The following is a 19,383-nucleotide window of genomic DNA, read 5'->3' as shown; positions in this document are numbered from 1 at the left end:
CGCAACTACCTCAATGCCATCGTTGCAATGTACTGTTGGTGAACGCAAAAGGGGAGGTGGTGAGCCGGTGCCAGGAGGCAGGCTGACTCGCGAGGACCGTCAGCGGATCTCGGCATGGCTGGCGGACGGACTCGGGTACGCCGAAATCGGCCGCCGGCTCGGTAGGCCGACGTCCACGATCAGCCGCGAGGTGGCACGCAACGGCGCACCCGGCGACTACCTGGCCGACCACGCCCAGCAGGCCGCCGGCCATCGTGCCCGCCAACGCAAGCCAGCCCGGCCCGCCAGGCCCGCGACCGACCAGGAGCCGACCGAGGTGGTGAGCGGCTTCGTGGACCGCTTCGCCACCCTGCTGGCGACGACCGGCCTGCCCCGGATGACCGCCCGGGTGTTCGTCTGCCTGCTCACCGCGGACGCCGACGGCCTGACAGCAGCCGACCTGGTGCGCCGACTACAGGTCAGCCCGGCATCGGTGTCCAAGTCCGTTGGCTACCTCGAAGCGATGGAACTGGTTGTGCGCCAACCGAATTCCAACGGGCGCCGCGAGCGTTACCGCATCGACGACGATGTCTGGCTCCGGGCGTGGCGGGCCGACACCAGCGCACACGACGAGATCGCGACCGCCGCACAGCAAGGCATCGAGATTCTCGGCGCCGACACGACGGCGGGCGCCCGACTCGGCCGGATGGGCCAGTTCTTCGCCCGGCTCAGCGAACAGATGAGCAGCAGCACCCTCGCCGAGACCGTGGTGTACGACGCGCTGACCGTACTCGCCGCCCTCGTGCACGCCAGCCGACCACTCACTCTGGGCACGCTCGCCACCGCGCTCGACTGGCCCCGGGACCGTGCCGCCGCCGCCCTGGACGCGATCGCACGTCAACCGGCCATCGCCGATCCCCTCGCCCTGCGGGCCACCGGACCCGAGACATACACCCTCACCACAAGACCGGACCGCCTCAGCCCGGCGCAGCGCGAAGCAATCGACATGTGAGGCACCGATTCGACTGACAACCGCCCGAGACCGCCGCGCCGCGAGCCGACGGTTCGCGCTTTGCTACTTGGTCGGCCTGAACGGCGCGACACCGCTCGCTGATGTCAGCAGTGAGGCGTAATTACTGACACTCCAGGGCCCGGTGAAGCACGAGGGGCGAGCGCACCGATCTACTGACATCGAGTGTCGCCCACCTACTGACACCCGATGACGCTTCCCAGGTCAGCGAAATGACGCCGCACACAGGGGAAACGGGTCGGCCGCACTCATCTGACGTTCCACCCGATGGTTCAACTGTGATCGAACATCCGCACATGCCGATGACCGGACGTGTCCTTCCTGGCCCGTGGCCGGCTTCAAGGTATGCATGGTGAATCACTTCCGTGGTGGGACTGACGACCACCGCAGGGCGACACAGGAAGACGAGTGGTGTCTACCGTAACGCTGAGCATCACATGGCCGACCTTCCGTCAGCGACCTGTACGTCGGATGCGAGGTGTGAATGGCTGTCCAGTGGGGGGATGTGGCCGGGTGGCTTCAGGGCCTCGGTTCGTTGTTCGCACTCGGATTCGCCGCCGCGGCGGTCGTGGTCACCAGGCGGACTTACCGGATCGAGTCAGAACGCGATCGGGTGAACGCGGAAGCACGCGAGGTGCAGGCCGCGTTCACCCGGCGCGCGCAGGCGGCACTCGTGTCGGCTTGGTGGGGACCGGACCACACGGGGACACGCGGCGCGTTCGTGCGGAATGCGTCGGAAACCCCGGTCTACCAGGTCTATCTGACGGTCGTCGGTGCCGACGACCGGACCGACGGGCACAAGACTCACTACCTTGTCGTGCCACCTGGCGAAGTACTCTTCGCCCCGATCGACAGCGAAGCCGGAGCCCCTGCGGCCCGTAGGGTGAAGCTCAGCTTCACGGACGCGGCGGGTGTGCGCTGGTTGCGCAATCAGTACGGCCGACTAACCGAGCTACAGCCGACGCTCTGCATCACCGCTGATCCACCGCGCGCCAAAGTGTTCAGCCGGTTCCAAGGAGACTTCCTGGCCACCTACGGTGTCAACGTGGAGTTCCACACGAATGCGCCCGGCTATTCGCAGCGGCGGTTCGTGGCGGATCTTGAGCGCACCGCTGGGATTGACGCCCTCATCTGCCCGCACGACTGGCTCGGCGACCTGATCTCTCGCAAGCTGATCGAGCCCACGGTGCTCTCGGCCGAGCACCACAACGCTTTTCCCTCGTGGGCCCTGTCGGCGCTCACTGTCGACAGTCATCTCTATGGTCTGCTGACCGACCTGGGACCGGCCGCCGGTGTCATGCTTCACCTCGCCTGCCACGGCTCCTTCGCCACCGGACTGGACGACGCGAAGTCCTACCTGCTGCTGGCGCCAGCAGACCAGCGCGCCTCGGGTGCCGGTGAGCTGACCGCCGAGGAGATCCTGGACCTGCTGGCCACCACCGAACAGTGTCAGGTCAGCCTGGTCGTGCTGGCCGCGTGCAACACCGGGAGATCCGTCCACGGCTACGACGAGGCGTACAGCCTCGGCACCGCCTTCCTCGCCGGCGGCACCCGTTCGGTGCTGTCTACCCAGTGGAGCATCCCCGACCTCCAGACTCCGGCGCTGATGTACCTGTTCCACCACTACTGCCGCACTGAAGGCCGCCCGCCCTGGCAGGCCCTGCGGCAGGCGCAGATGTGGATGCTCGATCCCCTGCGGCAGGCACCTGAGCGGATGCCCACCGAGCTGCTGCGGTCCGTGCCGGCCGGCGAGCCCGCGCCTGTCGTCGCCTGGGCGGGATTCATCCACTATGGACTGTAGGCCGTCGCCAGAAAGGGAGTATTCGGTTTGTCGGACGGGGTCATTGCGAAGTTTCGGGCCGAGGTGGCGAGACTGTCCGGCCCGGCCCGGTTGGCCCCCTCACCCGCCTCGGGCGGGCGTTGGCGGAGCGGTACACACGCGGCGGCCCTAGCGCGGCCTCGGGGCTGCCGGCCCTGAACGACGCGATCGCGGCGATGCACGAAGCCTATGGATACCTGCAAGACGGCAACGACCTCCGCTGCCGTGTCGCCAGGCAGCTCGGCTGGCTCCTGTGCATGCGGCGCTCGTTCCACCCCGGAAAGGACGAGCAGGACCGGGAGACCAGCATCCGCCTGCTGGAGGAAGCAGTCGCCGCCCCCAACCTGCCCGAGAACATTCGGAACATGAGCCAGCTCCAGCTCGGCCGGTTCTATGTCCACCAAGCGCTCCAGAGCCTCCGGGCGCCGAACGCGCCGGTTAGGCTGATGACCGGGCAGGCCCCGCCGGACGTCGCGGCGTAGGCCGGCCGGGCCGTCGAGTGCTTCCGCGCGGTGGTCGACGACGGGCCAGGCAACACGGAGATGGCCGAACTGGCGACATCCCCTGCCGAAGCCGACCCGGTCGGTGAACACCCGCTGGTCCGGCAACGGCATCACCTGGTAGCGCGAGACCGGAACGCCTTCCGCGCGTAGCAACCGGTGCAACGCTCGACGGAATGCCTCGGGCGTGATGCCGGGCAGTCCGGCGGCGTCCGGGTCGAAGCGGAACCGGAGGATGTGCCAGGCATGCGTGCTGCCATCGGCCACCGTCGGCACTGTCAGGCCCGGCAACTCCGACGGCCGGTCCAGGAATGTGGTCACGTTGCGCTCGCGGGCGGCCTGATAGCCCTCGAACCGGTCGAGTTGGGAGGTGGTGAACGCGGCCTGCACGGAACTCAGACCCGCCGCCGGGTGAAGCGCAACATCGTCAGGCTGGGCTGCCAGCCGAACGCCGGGGCACGCGCACTGGCCAGCAGCCGGACCAACGAACGGCCGCAGCGCCTTGATCTCGTAGCACCAGTGGGGATCAAGGCTCTGCGTTTGGTGCCGAGCGGGGTCAGTCGGCGTGGAGCTGGAGTTGGATGAGTGCGGTGCTGCGGGCCCAGCGGCGCATCACCGGTCGTTCGACCAGTGCGTAGAGCCCCCAGCCTGCCAGCAGGGTGGGGATGAACAGCAGGACAGCCACACCGATGGCCACCGGTGTGCTGAACGGGTCGACCGGGAACAGGGTCCGGCCGTAGAACACGACCACGCCCTGGCAGATGTAGAACCCGAATGAGATCTCACCCAGCCAGTGCCAGCGTGGGCCTTGCAGCCCGGTCCGGCGGCCCTGGCTGTCGGCGGTCGCGTAGGCGCCGATCACCAGACAGATCGGGATGATCGTGGCCACGACGAAGCCGTACATGAACGGCACGTTCAACGCGACCGCGTAACCGACCGGCACGGTCACCAGCGTCAGCACCGGGTTGATCGCCGGGAACCGGCCCGACAGCACCAGACGGGCCAGCAGCATGCCGGAGACGAACTCCAACAGCCGGGGCGCCGGGAAGATGTAACCGAACCAGAACTGCGCCCCGGAGATCGGCGTGATCGGCGAGCGCGGCGAGTCCGGGATCAGATAGGTGTTGATCACCTGCACGGCCACCATGCCGAGGATCGCCACACCGGCCCAGAACCACAGCCGGTTTTCCCTGATCCGGGCGATCGGCTTGAGCAGCAGCGGGAACAGCATGTAGAACAGCAACTCGCTGCACAGCGTCCAGGACGGCGGGTTCACGTTCACGTACACCGTCGGGTCCGGCGAGAACGAGTGCAGCAGAAACATGTTCAGCAGCCAGCCGGACGCCGGTGTCATCGCCGCCGCGAACAGGATCATCGCCGCGGCGAACAACACCAGGTGGTTCGGGAAGATCTTGAGCAGCCTGCGCCGCCAGAAAGCGCGCATCCGCTCGCCCGGCTTGACCGACCAGGTCAACACGAACCCGCTGAGCACGAAGAAGAACGACACCCCTAGGTAGCCGGCCTTGCTGAACAGCCACTCCAGCCAGTCCGCGAGTCCCTCGTCGGCGAACGGGTTGATCGGTGTGTTCGGCGGGATGGGCGAGTTCGACAGGGTGATGTGGAACAGGAACACCAGCAGGGCTGCGACGAACCGCAGCCCCGTCAGTGAACGCAGGGAGGTGGGGCGGGTCATGCTTACCTCGAGATTTCGTTGCGGTAGACCATTAACTTCGCGTCCTTGGCGACGTAGTAGTTCTGCACCGAGTACGCGATGGTGGCGAAGTCCAGGCGGCCGTCGCCGGTGAAGTCGGCGGTGGCGATGCGGGCGACGGACTCCTCGGCCACCCGCCACTTCGCCCAGATGCCTTGCTTGGCGTCGATCGCCTTGTAGTACATGACGCCCTGCCACGGCCACGGGCCGCGCAGCGCCACGAGGAACTCGTCGTCGCCATCACCGTCGAAGTCGGCGCACACGATCTGGTGGCCCGGTCCTTCGCCGTTCTCGTTCGGATCACCGTACACATCCAGCAGAGTGCGCTGCCAGGCGTCGGCATCATCCTTTGTGTACACAGCGACAGTGTTGCCGTGGAACGGTTCAATGGCGGCGAGGTACGCGAACGCCGCATCGCCCAGCCGCCCGGCGTCCACGTCACCGCTGCCGCGGAACCCGGTCTGCTCGAACTGGGTCAGTTCCCCGGTGCCGATCAGCTCCTTGCGCCACTGCCCGGTCTTCTCGTCGAAGTACAGCCAGGTCACGCCCTCGTCCGAGGCGAGCAGGACCGACTCCAGGTCCGACCCGGGGATCAGGCCCGTCTTCTTCTCCGCGCCGTGGATCATCCGGAACGACGAGTCGTCGATGACGGTCATCGGCCACTCCTCGGCCGTGTGCACGTCGTCGGGCTGGGTGAACAGCACCACCGGCAGCACCGCGTGCACGTCCGCCTCGGCGACGATCGGCAGGCCGATGACCTCCAGCTTCTCGGTCTGCGTGAAGTGCCCGACCCGCAACCGGTGCATGCCGGTCGCGCGGCCGATGTAGTGGCGCTGCCAGCGTTCCCCGGTCTTATCCGCGCCGCCCGGGTTCTCGATCCAGTCGATCTTGCCGCCGGCCGGATCCGGGTCGTGGATGGTGCCGATCGGGCCGTAGAGCTCGTAGCACACCACGATGTCCGGGTGGTCGTTGCCGCTGATGTCGGCGAAGTCGGCGCCGACCGGCATCCGGAACCCGTCGGTCACCAGCCTCTTCGGCCAGCCTTCGGTGTTCTGGTACCAGTAGATCTCGCCGAGGCGCAGGCCGTAGCCGAACAGGTCCGGCGTGCCGTCGCCGTCGATGTCCGGCGCCTCCAGCCAGTACCCGTCGCGCAACTGCTCGGCGACGATCTCAGGGGTGAACTTCGGTGACGTCACCACGGCTGTCTCCTTTCCCGGCAACCTCAGACGGCGTGGTACTCGACAGCGAGCCAGACACAGTCGGTGTCGGCGCGGTACTGGTGCCATGGGTAAGTGAACCCGCCGTCCGGTCTGGTGCGGCAGAACGGCACGGGCGGGGTGTGACCGGGACTCATCAACTGGTCCTCGTACAGGGTGCTGTGGTCCCGCTGCTTGAACTTCTGCATCCGGCCGTAGCCGTGAAGCTGCGAGTGGATCTCGATGAAGTCGTGCTCGTTGTGGATCGCGCAGTCGGTCCCGGCCGGGGCGAACCACAGGTTCACCGACGTTTCGAAAGTTCGCTGGCCCAACGACTTGTCCTCTCCCAGGGCGATGCCCGGGTCGAATTCGACGGTGCCGATCCGTTCGACAGGCCCGCGGTGCAGCAGCGTCGACCGCGGGAACCCGGGCAGCAGGTCGGCGAACAGGTGCCAGCCGGGCAGATCGACGATGCTCGCGATGGTGTCCTCGTTGAGCACGCGCAAGAGCAGCACGCTGTCACCCTGCTCGATGGTGGTGTCCACCAGGACGGTCGACGAGAACGCTGGGATGTGCCGGACCGGTGGCTCGCCCACGGTCACCGGGGTCAGGTTGGGATTGACCACAATGGTGTGTCCGTCGACCCGAAAGTCCTTGGGCTCCACCACGAACCGAGCATCGATGTACGCGTTCGACCAGCTGATCCGCGTACTCGTGCCCGCCATCACGCCGCCAGCCCGGCCGGGACCGGCTCGATCCGGCTGCCCGGCACGAACGGAACGACCGCGGGGCCGTCGCCGAAGTAGTGCGCCAGCGCACCGACCACCCGGTCGGTCGCCTTGCCGTCGCCGTACGGGTTGGCGGTGGTGGACATCTGGGTGTACCGGACGTCGTCGTGCAGCAGGCCGGTGACCTCGGCGACGATCCGCTCGCTGGTACGACCGACGAGCCGTGCCGTGCCCGCCGTGACGGCTTCCGGCCGCTCGGTGACGTCCCGCAGCACCAACGTCGGCTTGCCGAGCGCCGGGCCCTCCTCCTCGGCCCCGCTGCTGTCCGACACGATGATGTCGCTGCGCAGCATCGACCGGCAGAACTGAAGGTACGGCAACGGATCCACGATGGTGATGTTCGAAATACCGCTGATCTGCGGCAGCATCGCCTCCCGCACAATGGGATTGCGGTGCAGCGGCACGACGATCCGGACGTCCTCGGTGTCCGCGACCTGGCGCAGCGCTTGGCCGATCTGGTTGAGCCTGCTCCACGACTCGCGTCGGTGCGCCGACGCGAGGATCACCCGTCGCGGGTCGTCGTCCAGGTCCTCCAGCGCCGGGTCGCCGTAGCCGACCGCCTGCGCAGTGGCCCACCGCAACGCGTCGATGACCGTGTTGCCGGTGACGACGATCTTGTTCTCGCTGATGCCCTCGCGGATCAGGTTGGCGCTGTTGCCCGGCGTCGGCGCCAGGTGCAGCTCGGCGATCTGGGCGACCAGCCTGCGGTTGGCCTCCTCCGGGAACGGCGAGTACTGCTCGCCGCTGCGCAGGCCCGCCTCGATGTGCACCACCGGGATCTGGTTGTGGAACCCGGCCAGGCCTCCAGCCAGCGTGGTGGCGGTGTCCCCGTGCACCATGACCGCGTCGACCGGCGCGACCGACAGGTGCTCCGCCAGCCCGCTCAACGCCCGGTGGGTCACCTGGGACAGGGTCTGCCGTTCGGCCATCACGCCGAGGTCGACATCCGGGGTGATGCCGAACGCGTCGAGCGTCTCGTCGAGCATCTGCCGGTGCTGCCCGGTGGACAGAACGACCGGGCTGAACCGCGGGTCGTCCTGCAGCGCCCGGATCACCGGGGCGCATTTGACCGCCTCCGGCCGGGTGCCGAGGATAACAGCAACCTTTCGCATGACGTCCTTCCTGTGGCCGCGAAAGGGCATGTCCCCCTGACGGCCTTAATGGACTGGTGTGACGCTTCGGATGGGCGTCGGCCATGACGCCGAGGTGGCGAATATTCACCGATGCTAGACGCACGAGCGCCGGTGAGGAATCGATGTGCAACACTACATCTTCGACGGTTGCACACCCTGAAATGTGAGTGGCGGCATGGTACCCAGGGGGAATTGCTTTCCGCCTGGTGACAAGGGTGACCCTGACAGGGACAGGACGCGTCTGCGGTTGTGCGGGACACTGGTGAAGTGGACACGGAGCTTGGTGATTTCCTGCGGCCCCGGCGGGCGCGGCTGCGGCCGGAGGAGGTCGGCATCTCCTCCTATGGTGCCCGGCGGGTGCCCGGCCTGCGCCGCGAGGAGCTGGCCCAGCTGGCCGGCGTAAGTGTGACCTACTACACCCGTCTTGAGCAGGGACAAAGCCAGAACGCGTCAGACGACGTGCTGGACGCGATCGCCCGCGCGCTGCGGCTGAACGACGACGAGACGGCCCATCTGCGCAACCTCGCGCGGCCCGCCAAGCGCAAGCGCCGCCAGGCGACCCGCCCGGAGGCCACACGGCCGACCACCCGCCAGCTGATCGCCGCGATGGACGGCGTCGCGGTGGTCGCGGTGGTCGCGATGGACCGCCGCAGTGACGTACTGGCCTGGAACAGGCTCGGTCATCAATTGCTCGCCGGCGATTATCACGCAGAAAGTCCGTATTCGGCGGCCACCCGCCCTAATCTCACCAGAATGCTTTTCCTCGACGAACACACGCGCGAGTTGTACTCACGCTGGGAGGTTGAGGCAAACGTTCGGTCGCCTCGCTGCGATTGGTCGCCGGGCGTCATCCGGACGACCGTCATCTGACCGAACTGATCGGTGAGCTGTGCATGAAAAGCACCGAGTTCGCCGCCCTGTGGTCCCGGCATCCGGTGCTCAACTGCACATTCGGGGTGAAGTACTTCCACCACCCGGTCGTCGGCCAGTTGGAGCTGTCGTTCGAGGTCGTGCAGCTGCCCGACGACTCGGCGCACCGGATCCTGATTTACAGCGCCGAGCCGGGCACCCCGTCGGAGGCCGCGCTGCGGCTGATGCGTGCCGGTGCGCAGCAGCCCGCGGCGGAGCGGGCGATTCAGGACTTCTGAGCGGCGGCCGTGGTGCGGCGGCGCCGGAGGTGTTCGGCGAACTCCCGCCAGGCACCCGCGTACTCGTGGGCCAGGTCGGACATCATCTCGGCGTGGTGGATCGGCACCGCGTCGGCCAGCCGCTGCCACTCGGCCGGACCGATGGCGTGCACGTCCAGCAGTCGTAACAGCATCCGGCCGAGGATGGCGTAGCGCACCGACGGATCGTTGCGCAGTGCGTCCAGCGCCGCCCGCCGGTCCGCCACCGGCCGCAGCGACGGCACCGGCAGCACAACGGGCTCGGCAGCACCCATCAGTTCGGCCCGTTGCTTGGGCAGCAACGGGTCCTCGCCGCGGCGGAGCCGTTCGCGGACGTCACGCGCGGTGCCGACGGAGATCCCAGCGGCCTTGGCGATCGCGCGCAGTGACGCGCCCGGGTTGCCGACCATGAACTCGTACGCGGAGCGCCTGCCCTCCGCCCCGCTGACCGGTCGGGCCTTGCCGTCCAGGCCGATCCGGATTGGCGCGGTGGTCTTGCCCGTCCTAGCCCGGATCGCCGCGACGGTCCCGGACGCGAGACCGGCGACCGACGCGATGGCCCGGTCGGACCACTCCGGCCGCCAGCGAATGATCCGTTCGGCGGCGGTGGAGCGGTCCTTCAGTGACAGCGGCAGGCCATGCTCGACGTTGGCCCGCACGGCGAACACGAAGACCTCGAACGGGCTGCCCTCGAACAGCCGCACCTCGATCGTGTCCTCGCCGCGCGCGGTCGCCGCCCGCAGCCGGTGCATACCGTCGATCACCCGCATGGTCGCCGCGTCGACGATGATCGGCGGCAGGTCGGACTCCGCCTCGGCGAGCAGCCGCACGTACTGCGCGACCTGCCCGCCGGACCTCGGCGAGGCGCCCGGTTTCAGCTCGGCGATCCGGACCGTGCGGACCGGGCCGAGCGCCGGTGACTCCACGGTGGGCTGACTGGTCATGCCTTCCTCCCCTCCCAGCGGAAGACAGCTGTCATGCCGGTTGGATGGACAACTTGTGCCGGAAGTAGTTCGTCGGGTCGTAGCGCCGCTTGACCCGCTGCAACCGGGGGTAGTTGTCCTTGTAGTACAAGGTCGACCAGGGCACGCCGGACTTGTTGTAGGACGGGTTGGCGACGTCGTTGTCCGGGTAGTTGATGTAGCAGCCGTCGGCCGAGGTGCCAGGCACCGGGACGCCGCCGGTCGCGGCGAAGAACTCGCCGTAGAGCTCACGCAGCCAGTCGAGGTAGAACGGATCGTCCTCGGGTTTCTCCCAGAACGTCTGGAAGCACATCTTGAAGACGCTGCCCCGCTGCGCGTTGGCAGTCTCGTGTGGACTGACGGCGTTCACCTTGCCACCGAAGGAGAACAGCACGAGCATGGTGTCTGGGTTCTGGAAGTCCGGGTGGGTCATGTGCTTGTACACCGCGGCGATCTGCGCGTCGGAGAAGTTCTTGAGCATGTAGGCCGACTTGTGGCCGCCGCGCGAGCTCGGGTTGGTGATGGTGGGGTTGTTCGTGCCGACCATCCGGGTGGCCTGCAGCCACGGCAGCTCACGGGGAGCGGTAAAGCCCGGCAGGGCACCGATCTCACCCATCGGGCGGATCGCGGAGCGCGGCGTGATCCCGACGCCCTCGGTGATCGCGGCCAGGTAGTCGTCCAGCAGCTTGCGGGCACCCGGCGCGCCCGCGTCGACCTGGGTGAACATCCCGAGGCTGCCGTGCGCTTTCGAGCTGACGTTGAACAGGCTGCTCAGGCTCCTCGCGGGCGAGTCCGGGGCCGCGTTGCGCTCATGCCACGCGCCGAAGTTCTTCAGCAGCTGGTGGAACTTGCCCTCGTCAAGCTGGTCCCACGGGAACTCGATTGCGCTGACCAGCACCTTGGACGGCGGCGAGATCAACTGGTCGGACGGGTTCATGCCGGTCGCGCCCGGGGAGCGGAACCAGTAGCGCGTCACCATGCCGAAGTTGCCGCCCCCGCCCCCGGTGTGCGCCCACCACAGGTCCCGGTTCGGATCGCCCTCCTCGCGCGTGGCCACCACGGTGCGGACCCGGCCGCCGTCCTCGACCACGACGACCTCGACGGCGTACAGGTGGTCGACGGTCAGACCGTGCGCCCGCGACAGCAGGCCGTACCCGCCGCCCGCGATGTGCCCGGCGATGCCGACGCTGTAGCAGATTCCGCCGGGAATGGTGACGTTCCAGCCCTTGAACAGCGCCTCGTACACGTTGATCAGTCGTGCACCCGCCTCGACGGCGAACGCGCGGCGGGCCGGGTCGTAGGACACCCGCGTCATCTCCGAGACGTCCAGGATGACCTCGACCTCGGGATTGCACACGAAGTCGGAGAAGCAGTGCCCGCCGCCTCGGATCGAGACCCGCTTGCCGGCCCGCACGACGTCGCGGACCGCGCGTTCGGCGTCCTCTGCGGAGGTGATCATGCGGACGTAGTCCGGCCGTGCCACGAACCGCTGGTTGTTGCCGGTGGTCAGTTCGGGATAACGCGGGTCGCCGGCGCGGATGGTCGCGCCCGCGAGTACCGGGACAGCCGCACGCTCAGCCTGGGCGCTCGTCGTGCCGACCGTCAGGGCACCGGTGGCCGCTGCCGCCCCGAATAAAACTGATCGGCGGTTGACACCACTTGTTTTGCGCATATCAGTAACGCCCCCCTTTATTTGTGGACATGCCCATGACATAGGACGCCATAGTCCGGAACACAAAAAGGACAAACCGTAAAACAAAGGAATTACGCGGACGGTGCGTCGGATCCCCAGAGCTTCCCCTCGGTCAACGTACCGGCATCGCGGAGCGGGTGTCAAGCGCGCTGCGGAGCTCGTCCCACATTCCGCCGCCGTGAACAATTGCGCAGGTAAACCGCTCACCGGCCGCCGCCGACAGGGAATTGCGCCGCAGGTTGCTGCACGGAAGTGGAATGCCTACCCCGCCGATCGAGTGAACCGGACAGGACAGCTATCGACAATCCGGACAGCGCGAGGGCGGCACCGACCCAATTGGGTGACGTGTAGCCCAGTCCGGCGTCAATGGTCAGCCCGCCCAGCCACGCCCCGATGGCGTTGCCCAGGTTGAACGCGGCGATGTTGGCCGCAGAGGCCAGCGCGGGCGCCCCCTCGGCCTTGTCCATCACCCGCATTTGCAGGGCTGGAACCGTGGCGAAACCGGCCGCACCGAACAACACGATCGTCACCGCCGCGGCGAGCTGTGCCTGTGCGGTGAACACGAAGATCAGCAGCACGGCCGCAAGAAGCGCAAGGATGACGTACAGGCTGGGCATCAGGCTGCGGTCGGCGGCCCGCCCGCCGACCACGTTGCCCACGCACAACCCGGCGCCGAACAGGATCAGCAGCCAGCTCACCGCGCCCGCGGAGAACCCGGCGACCTGCGTCATCATCGGCGCGATGTAGGTGAACGACGCGAACACCCCGGCGAAGCCGAGCGTGGTCGTCACCAGCGCCAGCCATACCTGCGGACGGCGGAACACGGCCAACTCGCCGCAGATACCGCCGTCGGGCCTGGGCTGCCGCGGCACGAGCGTGATGACGCCGATGATCCCGGCCACGCCGAGCGCGGTGACCGCCCAGAACGTGGAGCGCCAGCCGAACTGCTGGCCGAGCGCGGTGCCCAGTGGCACGCCGAGCACGTTCGCCACGGTCAGCCCAGTGAACATCATCGCGATCGCGCTGGCGCGTTTGTTCGGGGCGACCAGGTTGGCCGCCACCACGGAGCCGATCCCGAAGAAGGCGCCGTGACACAGCGCCGCCACCGCACGGCCCACCATCAGCAGCGCGTAGTTTCCGGCCACCGCGCACACCGCGTTCCCGGCCAGGAAGACGGCCATCAGCAGGACCAGCATGGTTTTTCGAGGCAGGCGTGAGCCCGCGGCGGTCATCAGCGGCGCGCCGATCACCACGCTCAGCGCGTACCCCGAGACCAGCAGGCCGGCGCCGGGAATCGACACCCCGAGGTCGGCGGCGACCTGCGGCAGCAGCCCGACGATGACGAACTCGGTGGTGCCAATGCCGAATGCGCCGATGGCCAGGGCCAACAAAGCGACTGTCATCGCCGTACTCCCCGAAAGCGAACGGTCAGATCTGCCGGAGCGCGCCGCCGTCGATCGCCCACTCGGCCCCGGTGACCTGGCTGGTCAGCGGCGACAACAAGTAGGCGATCACCCCGGCGACTTCCTGCGGGGTGCCCAGCCGCCCGGACGGCAGCCTGCGGACATCGCGGACGAAGTGCTCGATCGCCTCGTCCACCGGAAGCTTGAACTGGTCGGCCAACTGGTCGGCGAAACCGCCGGGCCGATCCCACAGCCACGTGCGGGTCGGGCCCGGTGAGACCACGTTGGACCGCACCCCACGCGGGCCGAACTCCCCGGCCAGTGTCTTGGACATCGACAACAGTGCGGTCTTCGCTGCGGCGTAGTCGACCAGCGAGGTGTCCGGGAACCGGGCCGCCTCGCTGGCCACGTGCACCAGGCTGCCGCCGTGCTCGGTCAACGCGGGCAGGGCGGCGCGGCTGAACCGCACGACCGAGTGGAAGTTCAGGTCGAACGTGGCCAGCCAGTCGTCGTCGCTGACGTCCAGGAAACTGGTCCGGGAGTCGAGCCCGCCCACGTTGTTGACCAGCCCGTCGAGCCGACCGTGCCGCTCCAGCACCGTGTCCACCACCAGCTGGGCCGCGGCCCGGTCGGCGACATCAGCGGCGACATCCTCGTCGCGGCGGGGTTTTCGGGCCACGCCGACCACAACGGCTCCCTCGGCCGTTAGCAGCCGCACCGTGGCCTCGCCGATCCCGGCGGACGCTCCGGTGACGATGAATACTCTTCCGGAAAGCCGCAAGTCCATTTCCCGGGCCCCTCCCCACAGCAGCGCAACGGCACCATTCTGACCCGGCCACACCGCTGCGTGGGTGTCCCTGCGAGTGCTAGGCAGCCGAGTGCTAGGCAGCGCAGGGTACTGGCTGGCTTGCTGACCAGGGCCGATTGTTAAGTGACGAAGTCACCGTTGTCCAGAGAAAGGAAATAATTGGCCATGTCCCGTGTGGAGCAGGTCACAAGCGCGGCCGGGAGTGTGCCCGCGTCGCCATCGATAACCTCTCGGCAACGCCTCACTCTGCTACTGCTGCTCAGCGCGAGTTTCACCCTCGCGGTGGACTTCTCGATCCTGAATGTAGCGCTGCCCCGGATCGGCTCGGCCGTGGGTTTCTCATTGGAGAACCTGCAGTGGATCGCCACCGCGTTCGCGCTCTGCGCGGCCGGCTTCACGCTGCTGTTCGGCCGGGTCGCCGACCTGTTCGGCCGCCGCAGGCTGTTCTTGGTCGGTATGGCGTTGCTCGGTATCGGCTCGCTCGCGGGTGGCCTGGCCACCGACCCCGCGCTGTTGCTGTCCGCGCGAGTGGCACAGGGCCTGGCCACCGCCGCAGTCACCCCGGCCGCGTTGTCGCTGTTGACGACGTCTTTTCCGGAGGGCGCACTGCGGGACAAGGTGCTCGGCCTCAACGGCGCGCTGATGGCCGCGGGCTTCACCACCGGCGCCATCCTGGGCGGTGTGCTCACCGACGTGCTGAGCTGGCGGTGGGCGTTCTTCATCAACGTGCCGGTCGCCGCGATCGTCTTGGTGCTCGCGCCCACCGTCCTCGCCGAGAGCCGCCCAGAGCAGCGGCCAAAGCTAGACCTCCCCGGCGCCATCACCGTCACGCTGAGCCTGCTCGCCATCGTCTTCGGCCTGACCACCGCCGGTGAACAGGGCTGGGCCGACCCGCTCGCGTGGGGCCCGCTCGCCGCCGGTGTCGTGCTGCTCGTGGTGTTCTGGGCGATCGAGAAGCGCGTCTCGGCGCCGCTGGTACCGACGTCGATCCTCAAGCGCCGCAGCATCGGCTGGGGCAACTTCGCCGGGCTGCTCGCGTTCATCACCGAGACCTCGCTGGTCTTTCTGCTCACGCTGTACCTGCAGAAGGTGCTCGGCTACACGCCGCTGGGCGCGGGCCTGTCGTTCGCGGTGCTCGGGGCGGGCACGGTCATTGGCGGCATCGTGGCGCCGAAGATCATCGGCAAGCTTGGCAACAAGAAGACGGTCATCACCGGGTTCCTTGTCCAGGCTGCGGCTACGCTTCCGTTGGTGCTGCTGGGTTCCAGCCGGGCGTCGATCGCGCTGCTGCTAGTGGCGACATTCGTCGGCGGGGTGGCGAACCTGATCGCGATCGTCGGGTTCATGGTGACCGCGACCTCCGGCCTGCCGGACGCCGAGCAGGGCATGGCGACCGGTCTGGCCACGATGAGCCAGCAGGTCGGCATCACCATGGGCATCCCGATCATGAGCGCGATCGCCACCGCCCGCGTGCACGCACTCGGCGGCGAGACGCCCGCCACCGTGCTGTCCGGCGTGACCACCGCGATCTACGTCAACACCGCGCTGTGCCTGGTCGCGGCCGTGCTGATCGCGCTGTTCCTGCGGCCGGCCAAGCAGGTCGCGTAGCCCGTGGGCGTCACCTGGGAGACGGTGGCCGTGCGCGGAGTGCCGGCCCGGGTTTTCCGTCCGGCCGACGGGCGGGACGAGTGGCTGGTGTGGGCGCACGGCGGCAGCTGGATCCGCGGCTCGGTCGACGGCTGGCACGAACCGTGCGCCGACCTGGCCGAGCGGGCCGGTTGCACGGTCGTCAGCGTCGAGTACCGGCTGGCGCCCCGCCACCCGCACCCGGCGGCATTGACCGACGTGCTGACCATCCTGGACTGGGCGTCCAGCAAAACCGGCCGGGTGGCGGTCGGCGGCGACAGCGCGGGCGGCACGATCGCCGCCTGCGCGGCGCTGACCTGGCGTGACCTCGGCCGGTCGCTAACCGCGCAGGTACTGGCGTACCCACCGTTCGATCCGGAATGCCGGGCCGGTTCCTACTCGCTGGACACCTTTCCGTCCACATCGGACTTGCGGGCCGCGTGGCGGCTGTACCGGGCGCACGGGCCGGGCGACTGCTACAGCACGCCGTTCGACGCGCATGATCTCAGCGGGCTCGCGCCCGCGGTACTCGGCGTGGGCGAGTACGACCCGGTCGCCGACGACGTGCGCGAGTACGCCGAACGCCTTCAGGCCGCCGGGAACACCGTGGAGTTACGGGTGTTCCCTCGCCTGCCGCATGGCGTGTTCCTGCAGCCGGACGGGAATCCGTTGCGGGACTGGCTGGGTTCGGCATTCCAGGACCTGATCTCGACCAAGGAGACCACATGACTTCCACTCATGCCGGGGCTTTGTTGCGGCACTTCGCCGACCTGCGGAACGGCACCCACGGCGAGATCGCGATACTCCGTGAGGACAAGGAAAAACTGTTCGCCGCCACCGTCGAGCTGCTAGATCCCGGTGCCCACCAAGCACTCACCGAGCTGAACGAGGACCTGTTGCTGGGCACCGGCACGATCGCGGCGTCCGGGCTGACCAGGTCGCCGGACGGTGGCATGGCCGCGGTCTGGGCGCTGACGTGGAAGGAGCAGAACATCGCGGGCATCAGCCCGGTGCTGATCCGTGCGCACTACGGCCGCGGCTTCCACCACCCGCACCTGTCCGGCGCGACCGTGGGCGAATGGCCGTTGAACGTCTTCACCGCCGAGCAGGCCATGGAGGAACTGCCGACGATGCGCGCGATCATCGCGGCGGACCTGCACAACCTGGTGTTCCAGGCGGACTACCGGATCGTGCCGGCGACCATGAACGCGGTGCCGGGGTGACCATGCGGCTCTCGATCCTGGACCAGTCCCCCCATTCCCGAAGGCGGCACGGCGGCCGACGCGTTGCAGTCCTCCGTGGAGCTCGCGCGTGCCGCCGATGGCCTCGGTATCACGCGTTACTGGGTGGCTGAGCACCACAACTCTCCGGGTTTCGCTGGTGCCGCACCGGAAATCCTGGGCGGTGCGATCCTGGCGAACACCAGCACCATGCGGGTCGGGTCGGGCGGTGTGCTGTTGCCGCGGTACATCTCGATCAAGGTCATCGAGGTGTTCCGGGTGCAGTCGACGTTATACCCGGGCCGGGTGGATCTCGGTGTCGGTCGCGCGGGTGGGCCGGCGGACGGTTCGCGATTGTTGCCAGCCATGGGCTGCTCCAGTCAAGTGGGCTAGCCGGTCCGCCCCTCGAGTGCCCGGTCTCGTCAGGCCTGACAATCGTCCAGCACCGCCACCCTGCCTTGCGCCGGAGCCGCGACACCCGGCGGCGGCCAGGACGAGTCCGGCGACGACGGGGACCTCGATCCCGGGCGAGAGCCCGGCCAGGGTGAGCAGCAGTTGCAGCAGGACCGGCGCGAGCAGCCCGGCGATCGCCAGGGTGGCCTTCTCCGCCAGATGGGTCGCGACCGGGCGTCCGATCACGGCCAGATCGCGGGCCAGCCGCTCACCGGGCAAGCCGAGCGTGCGCAGCGGGGCGATGAACGGGCGGCCGAGCCTGGCCGCCCACCCGGCGTCCCCGCCTGCCAGGATCGGTGTCGGCGCGGGCGCCGCGGTACCGCGGGCCAGGACCGCGCCCAGCGCGGGACGGGGCGGGAACGCCCACACCGCCAGCGCCCACAGGCCCAAGCCAAGCCCGGCACCCAGAATCAGTGCGGTGACCACCAACAGCCAGCGTCAGGAAGTGGCTCGTCAGCACGGCGAGCCCTACCGCAGCGAATGTCCGGTTGGGGCACACCCCAACAGCACTGTCAATGTCCGAAGTCATGTGCACGGCCGAGCGGGGCGTTTGCCCCAGTGCGCGCACCCCGGTGGACATGGTGATCGTGGTGGACGAGCGCCACCGCCTGGCCAAGGGACTGTCCAATTTGTACACTTCCTGCGCGCTGTGGCCGTGACGAACGTCCGCTTGGCAAAGCGTGGGTGGATCGGTGTCGAACTCGCCGAGATCACCAGCGGTAGGCCACGGCTGCCCACAGGTAGGCCAGATGGAGTAATGGTCACGGATTGGAGATGATCCAGTCACGATGGGTGCCTACTCCTTGGTCGGTCGCATAGTGGAAGGCCCTGGGGGCTGGCACGGCAAGGAGATGGGACCCATGGTGGTCACGCGTGGTCTTCTGTTGTCATCCGCCCTGGTGCTGTCGGCGTTGGTGGTGCCGGCGGCGGGAGTCAGCGCCCAGGAGGAGTTCGCGCCGGTCGACCGGCCGGGTCCGGCACTCAGCGTGCCCACCGGGGATCTGGCGGCCAGCCTGGTCTGCTCCAGCAACCTGGACAACGCGTCCCGGTCTCCGGTGCTGCTGCTGGATGGCACCTGGTCCAACACCAACGCGAACTTCCGCTGGAACTATGTACGCGCGCTGACCATGCGCGGGATTCCCTGGTGTACCTCGAACATCCAGACCAGTCCCCAGGCTCTCAACAACTCCGAGGACATCCAGACCCGCGGCGAGTACGTCACCTTCGCCATCCGCGACATGCACGCCAGGGCACACCGCAAGGTCAGCATCCTCGGCTGGTCCCAGGGTGGCATGGTGGCCCGCTGGTCACTGCGGTTCTGGCCCGACACGCGTCCCCTGGTCGAGGACATCATCGGCCTGGCACCAAGCAACCACGGCACCCTGGATGCCGACGTGGCCTGCCAACTGCCCTGCGCGGCCGCAGCGTGGCAGCAACGCACCCACTCCAACTTCTACCGGGCGTTGAACTCCTTCCAGGAAACCTTCATCGGCATCGACTACACCAGCATCATCACCGACCAGGACGAGGTGGTCCTGCCACCGACCAGCGGCTTCCTGCCCACCGGTAACGGTTCGATCGCGAACTACCGCGTGCAGGACCTGTGCGGCCCACTGTATGTCGCCGACCACGTCAAGCTCGGCAGTTTCGACTCGGCCGGAGAGGCGTTCGTAATGGACGCGGTGAACAACCCCGGCCCGGCCAACATCACCCGACTCCAGCCCAACGCCCTCAGCACATGCACGCGACCGTTCATGTCCGGGGTGAACCCACTGACCTTCACGACCGACCTCACCGGTCTCACCGCAAGCGTGGCCGACGCGTTCGCGACATCGAACCTGATCACCGCCGAGCCACCACTACGCTGCTACACCCTCGCCACCGGCTGCTGAGTGC

The 19,383-nt window shown here is 68.1% G+C and carries 19 protein-coding genes; 9 read left to right on the top strand and 10 right to left on the bottom strand.

Annotated elements, in window-relative coordinates; genetic code table 11:
• The first annotated feature begins 67 nt into the window (after positions 1–67).
• Together EV192_RS19285 and EV192_RS19280 are read left to right on the top strand one after the other, a co-directional pair.
• Complete coding sequence (locus EV192_RS19285; RefSeq protein ID WP_132117244.1) at positions 68–991, top strand: GbsR/MarR family transcriptional regulator; 924 nt, start codon at positions 68–70, stop codon at positions 989–991.
• A 502-nt stretch (positions 992–1,493) separates the two neighbouring features.
• Positions 1,494–2,810 (top strand): CHAT domain-containing protein, encoded by a 1,317-nt coding sequence (locus EV192_RS19280; RefSeq protein ID WP_132117242.1) that lies wholly within the window; start codon positions 1,494–1,496, stop codon positions 2,808–2,810.
• On the opposite strand, the gene EV192_RS19275 is transcribed toward EV192_RS19280, so the two are convergent.
• From EV192_RS19275 to wecB, 5 genes are all read right to left on the bottom strand, one after another.
• Positions 2,798–3,718, bottom strand: coding sequence for an aspartate aminotransferase family protein (locus EV192_RS19275; RefSeq protein ID WP_243726938.1), 921 nt, complete (start codon positions 3,716–3,718; stop codon positions 2,798–2,800). The two genes, EV192_RS19280 and EV192_RS19275, sit on opposite strands and share 13 nt — an antisense overlap.
• 166 nt (positions 3,719–3,884) lie before the next feature.
• A complete protein-coding gene (locus EV192_RS19270) occupies positions 3,885–5,021 on the bottom strand; it encodes an acyltransferase family protein (RefSeq protein WP_132117238.1) in 1,137 nt (378 codons plus the stop codon).
• 2 nt (positions 5,022–5,023) lie between these two features.
• A complete protein-coding gene (locus tag EV192_RS19265) occupies positions 5,024–6,238 on the bottom strand; it encodes an FG-GAP repeat domain-containing protein (RefSeq protein WP_207926138.1) in 1,215 nt (404 codons plus the stop codon).
• Between the two features lie 23 nt (positions 6,239–6,261).
• Positions 6,262–6,960, bottom strand: a complete 699-nt coding sequence (locus EV192_RS19260) for a hypothetical protein (protein WP_132117234.1) — start codon at positions 6,958–6,960, stop codon at positions 6,262–6,264.
• The gene (gene wecB, locus EV192_RS19255) at positions 6,960–8,135 is read right to left on the bottom strand and encodes a non-hydrolyzing UDP-N-acetylglucosamine 2-epimerase (protein WP_132117232.1); all 1,176 of its coding nucleotides are present in this window, start codon (positions 8,133–8,135) and stop codon (positions 6,960–6,962) included. Before wecB ends, EV192_RS19260 begins: the two co-directional genes overlap by 1 nt.
• A 288-nt stretch (positions 8,136–8,423) precedes the next feature.
• Here wecB and EV192_RS19250 point away from each other — a divergent pair, with 288 nt between their 5' ends.
• Positions 8,424–9,026 (top strand): helix-turn-helix domain-containing protein, encoded by a 603-nt coding sequence (locus EV192_RS19250; RefSeq protein ID WP_341770871.1) that lies wholly within the window; start codon positions 8,424–8,426, stop codon positions 9,024–9,026.
• Positions 8,990–9,304, top strand: a complete 315-nt coding sequence (locus EV192_RS57140) for an MmyB family transcriptional regulator (protein WP_341770870.1) — start codon at positions 8,990–8,992, stop codon at positions 9,302–9,304. The genes EV192_RS19250 and EV192_RS57140 overlap by 37 nt, the downstream gene beginning before the upstream one ends.
• Here EV192_RS57140 and EV192_RS19245 read toward each other — a convergent pair.
• The 4 genes from EV192_RS19245 to EV192_RS19230 all read right to left on the bottom strand — a co-directional run bounded on the left by EV192_RS19245 (position 9,292) and on the right by EV192_RS19230 (position 14,167).
• Positions 9,292–10,266, bottom strand: a complete 975-nt coding sequence (locus EV192_RS19245) for a ParB/RepB/Spo0J family partition protein (protein WP_132117230.1) — start codon at positions 10,264–10,266, stop codon at positions 9,292–9,294. The two genes, EV192_RS57140 and EV192_RS19245, sit on opposite strands and share 13 nt — an antisense overlap.
• 31 nt (positions 10,267–10,297) lie before the next feature.
• On the bottom strand, positions 10,298–11,956 hold the full coding sequence (locus tag EV192_RS19240; RefSeq protein ID WP_132117228.1) for an FAD-binding oxidoreductase: 1,659 nt from the start codon (positions 11,954–11,956) through the stop codon (positions 10,298–10,300).
• 224 nt (positions 11,957–12,180) lie between these two features.
• Entirely contained in the window at positions 12,181–13,380 is a 1,200-nt protein-coding gene (locus EV192_RS19235) for an MFS transporter (RefSeq protein ID WP_132117226.1), read from the bottom strand.
• A 25-nt stretch (positions 13,381–13,405) separates the two neighbouring features.
• Positions 13,406–14,167, bottom strand: a complete 762-nt coding sequence (locus tag EV192_RS19230; protein WP_132117224.1) for an SDR family NAD(P)-dependent oxidoreductase — start codon at positions 14,165–14,167, stop codon at positions 13,406–13,408.
• Between the two features lie 186 nt (positions 14,168–14,353).
• Here EV192_RS19230 and EV192_RS19225 point away from each other — a divergent pair, with 186 nt between their 5' ends.
• The 4 genes from EV192_RS19225 to EV192_RS57415 all read left to right on the top strand — a co-directional run bounded on the left by EV192_RS19225 (position 14,354) and on the right by EV192_RS57415 (position 17,427).
• Positions 14,354–15,796 carry an MFS transporter gene (locus tag EV192_RS19225; RefSeq protein WP_132117222.1) on the top strand — a complete coding sequence of 481 codons (1,443 nt, stop codon included), beginning with the start codon at positions 14,354–14,356 and terminating at the stop codon, positions 15,794–15,796.
• A gap of 3 nt (positions 15,797–15,799) precedes the next feature.
• Positions 15,800–16,543 carry an alpha/beta hydrolase gene (locus EV192_RS19220; protein ID WP_132117220.1) on the top strand — a complete coding sequence of 248 codons (744 nt, stop codon included), beginning with the start codon at positions 15,800–15,802 and terminating at the stop codon, positions 16,541–16,543.
• Entirely contained in the window at positions 16,540–17,037 is a 498-nt protein-coding gene (locus tag EV192_RS19215) for a hypothetical protein (protein WP_132117218.1), read from the top strand. Before EV192_RS19220 ends, EV192_RS19215 begins: the two co-directional genes overlap by 4 nt.
• Positions 17,038–17,112: 75 nt before the next feature.
• On the top strand, positions 17,113–17,427 hold the full coding sequence (locus tag EV192_RS57415; protein ID WP_207926137.1) for an LLM class flavin-dependent oxidoreductase: 315 nt from the start codon (positions 17,113–17,115) through the stop codon (positions 17,425–17,427).
• On the opposite strand, the gene EV192_RS19205 is transcribed toward EV192_RS57415, so the two are convergent.
• The gene (locus EV192_RS19205) at positions 17,326–17,913 is read right to left on the bottom strand and encodes a hypothetical protein (protein WP_243726936.1); all 588 of its coding nucleotides are present in this window, start codon (positions 17,911–17,913) and stop codon (positions 17,326–17,328) included. The two genes, EV192_RS57415 and EV192_RS19205, sit on opposite strands and share 102 nt — an antisense overlap.
• Positions 17,914–18,347: 434 nt before the next feature.
• Between EV192_RS19205 and EV192_RS19200 the strand changes: the two genes are divergently transcribed.
• Positions 18,348–19,379: an esterase/lipase family protein gene (locus EV192_RS19200; protein ID WP_132117216.1), complete on the top strand. Its 1,032-nt coding sequence runs from the start codon at positions 18,348–18,350 to the stop codon at positions 19,377–19,379.
• Positions 19,380–19,383 lie beyond the last annotated feature (4 nt).

The organism is Actinocrispum wychmicini (assembly GCF_004345645.1).
Taxonomy (GTDB): domain Bacteria; phylum Actinomycetota; class Actinomycetes; order Mycobacteriales; family Pseudonocardiaceae; genus Kibdelosporangium; species Kibdelosporangium wychmicini.
This window is presented reverse-complemented; position numbering and strand designations above follow the sequence as displayed.

Excerpts from the sequence above, each read along its gene's own strand:
- EV192_RS19280 (WP_132117242.1), top strand. The coding sequence starts at position 1,494 with ATGGCTGTCCAGTGGGGGGATGTGGCCGGGTGGCTTCAGGGCCTCGGT.
- EV192_RS19270 (WP_132117238.1), bottom strand. The coding sequence starts at position 5,021 with ATGACCCGCCCCACCTCCCTGCGTTCACTGACGGGGCTGCGGTTCGTC.
- EV192_RS19260 (WP_132117234.1), bottom strand. The coding sequence starts at position 6,960 with ATGGCGGGCACGAGTACGCGGATCAGCTGGTCGAACGCGTACATCGAT.
- wecB (WP_132117232.1), bottom strand. The coding sequence starts at position 8,135 with ATGCGAAAGGTTGCTGTTATCCTCGGCACCCGGCCGGAGGCGGTCAAA.
- EV192_RS19245 (WP_132117230.1), bottom strand. The coding sequence starts at position 10,266 with ATGACCAGTCAGCCCACCGTGGAGTCACCGGCGCTCGGCCCGGTCCGC.
- EV192_RS19240 (WP_132117228.1), bottom strand. The coding sequence starts at position 11,956 with ATGCGCAAAACAAGTGGTGTCAACCGCCGATCAGTTTTATTCGGGGCG.
- EV192_RS19235 (WP_132117226.1), bottom strand. The coding sequence starts at position 13,380 with ATGACAGTCGCTTTGTTGGCCCTGGCCATCGGCGCATTCGGCATTGGC.
- EV192_RS19230 (WP_132117224.1), bottom strand. The coding sequence starts at position 14,167 with ATGGACTTGCGGCTTTCCGGAAGAGTATTCATCGTCACCGGAGCGTCC.
- EV192_RS19225 (WP_132117222.1), top strand. The coding sequence starts at position 14,354 with ATGTCCCGTGTGGAGCAGGTCACAAGCGCGGCCGGGAGTGTGCCCGCG.
- EV192_RS19215 (WP_132117218.1), top strand. The coding sequence starts at position 16,540 with ATGACTTCCACTCATGCCGGGGCTTTGTTGCGGCACTTCGCCGACCTG.
- EV192_RS19200 (WP_132117216.1), top strand. The coding sequence starts at position 18,348 with ATGGTGGTCACGCGTGGTCTTCTGTTGTCATCCGCCCTGGTGCTGTCG.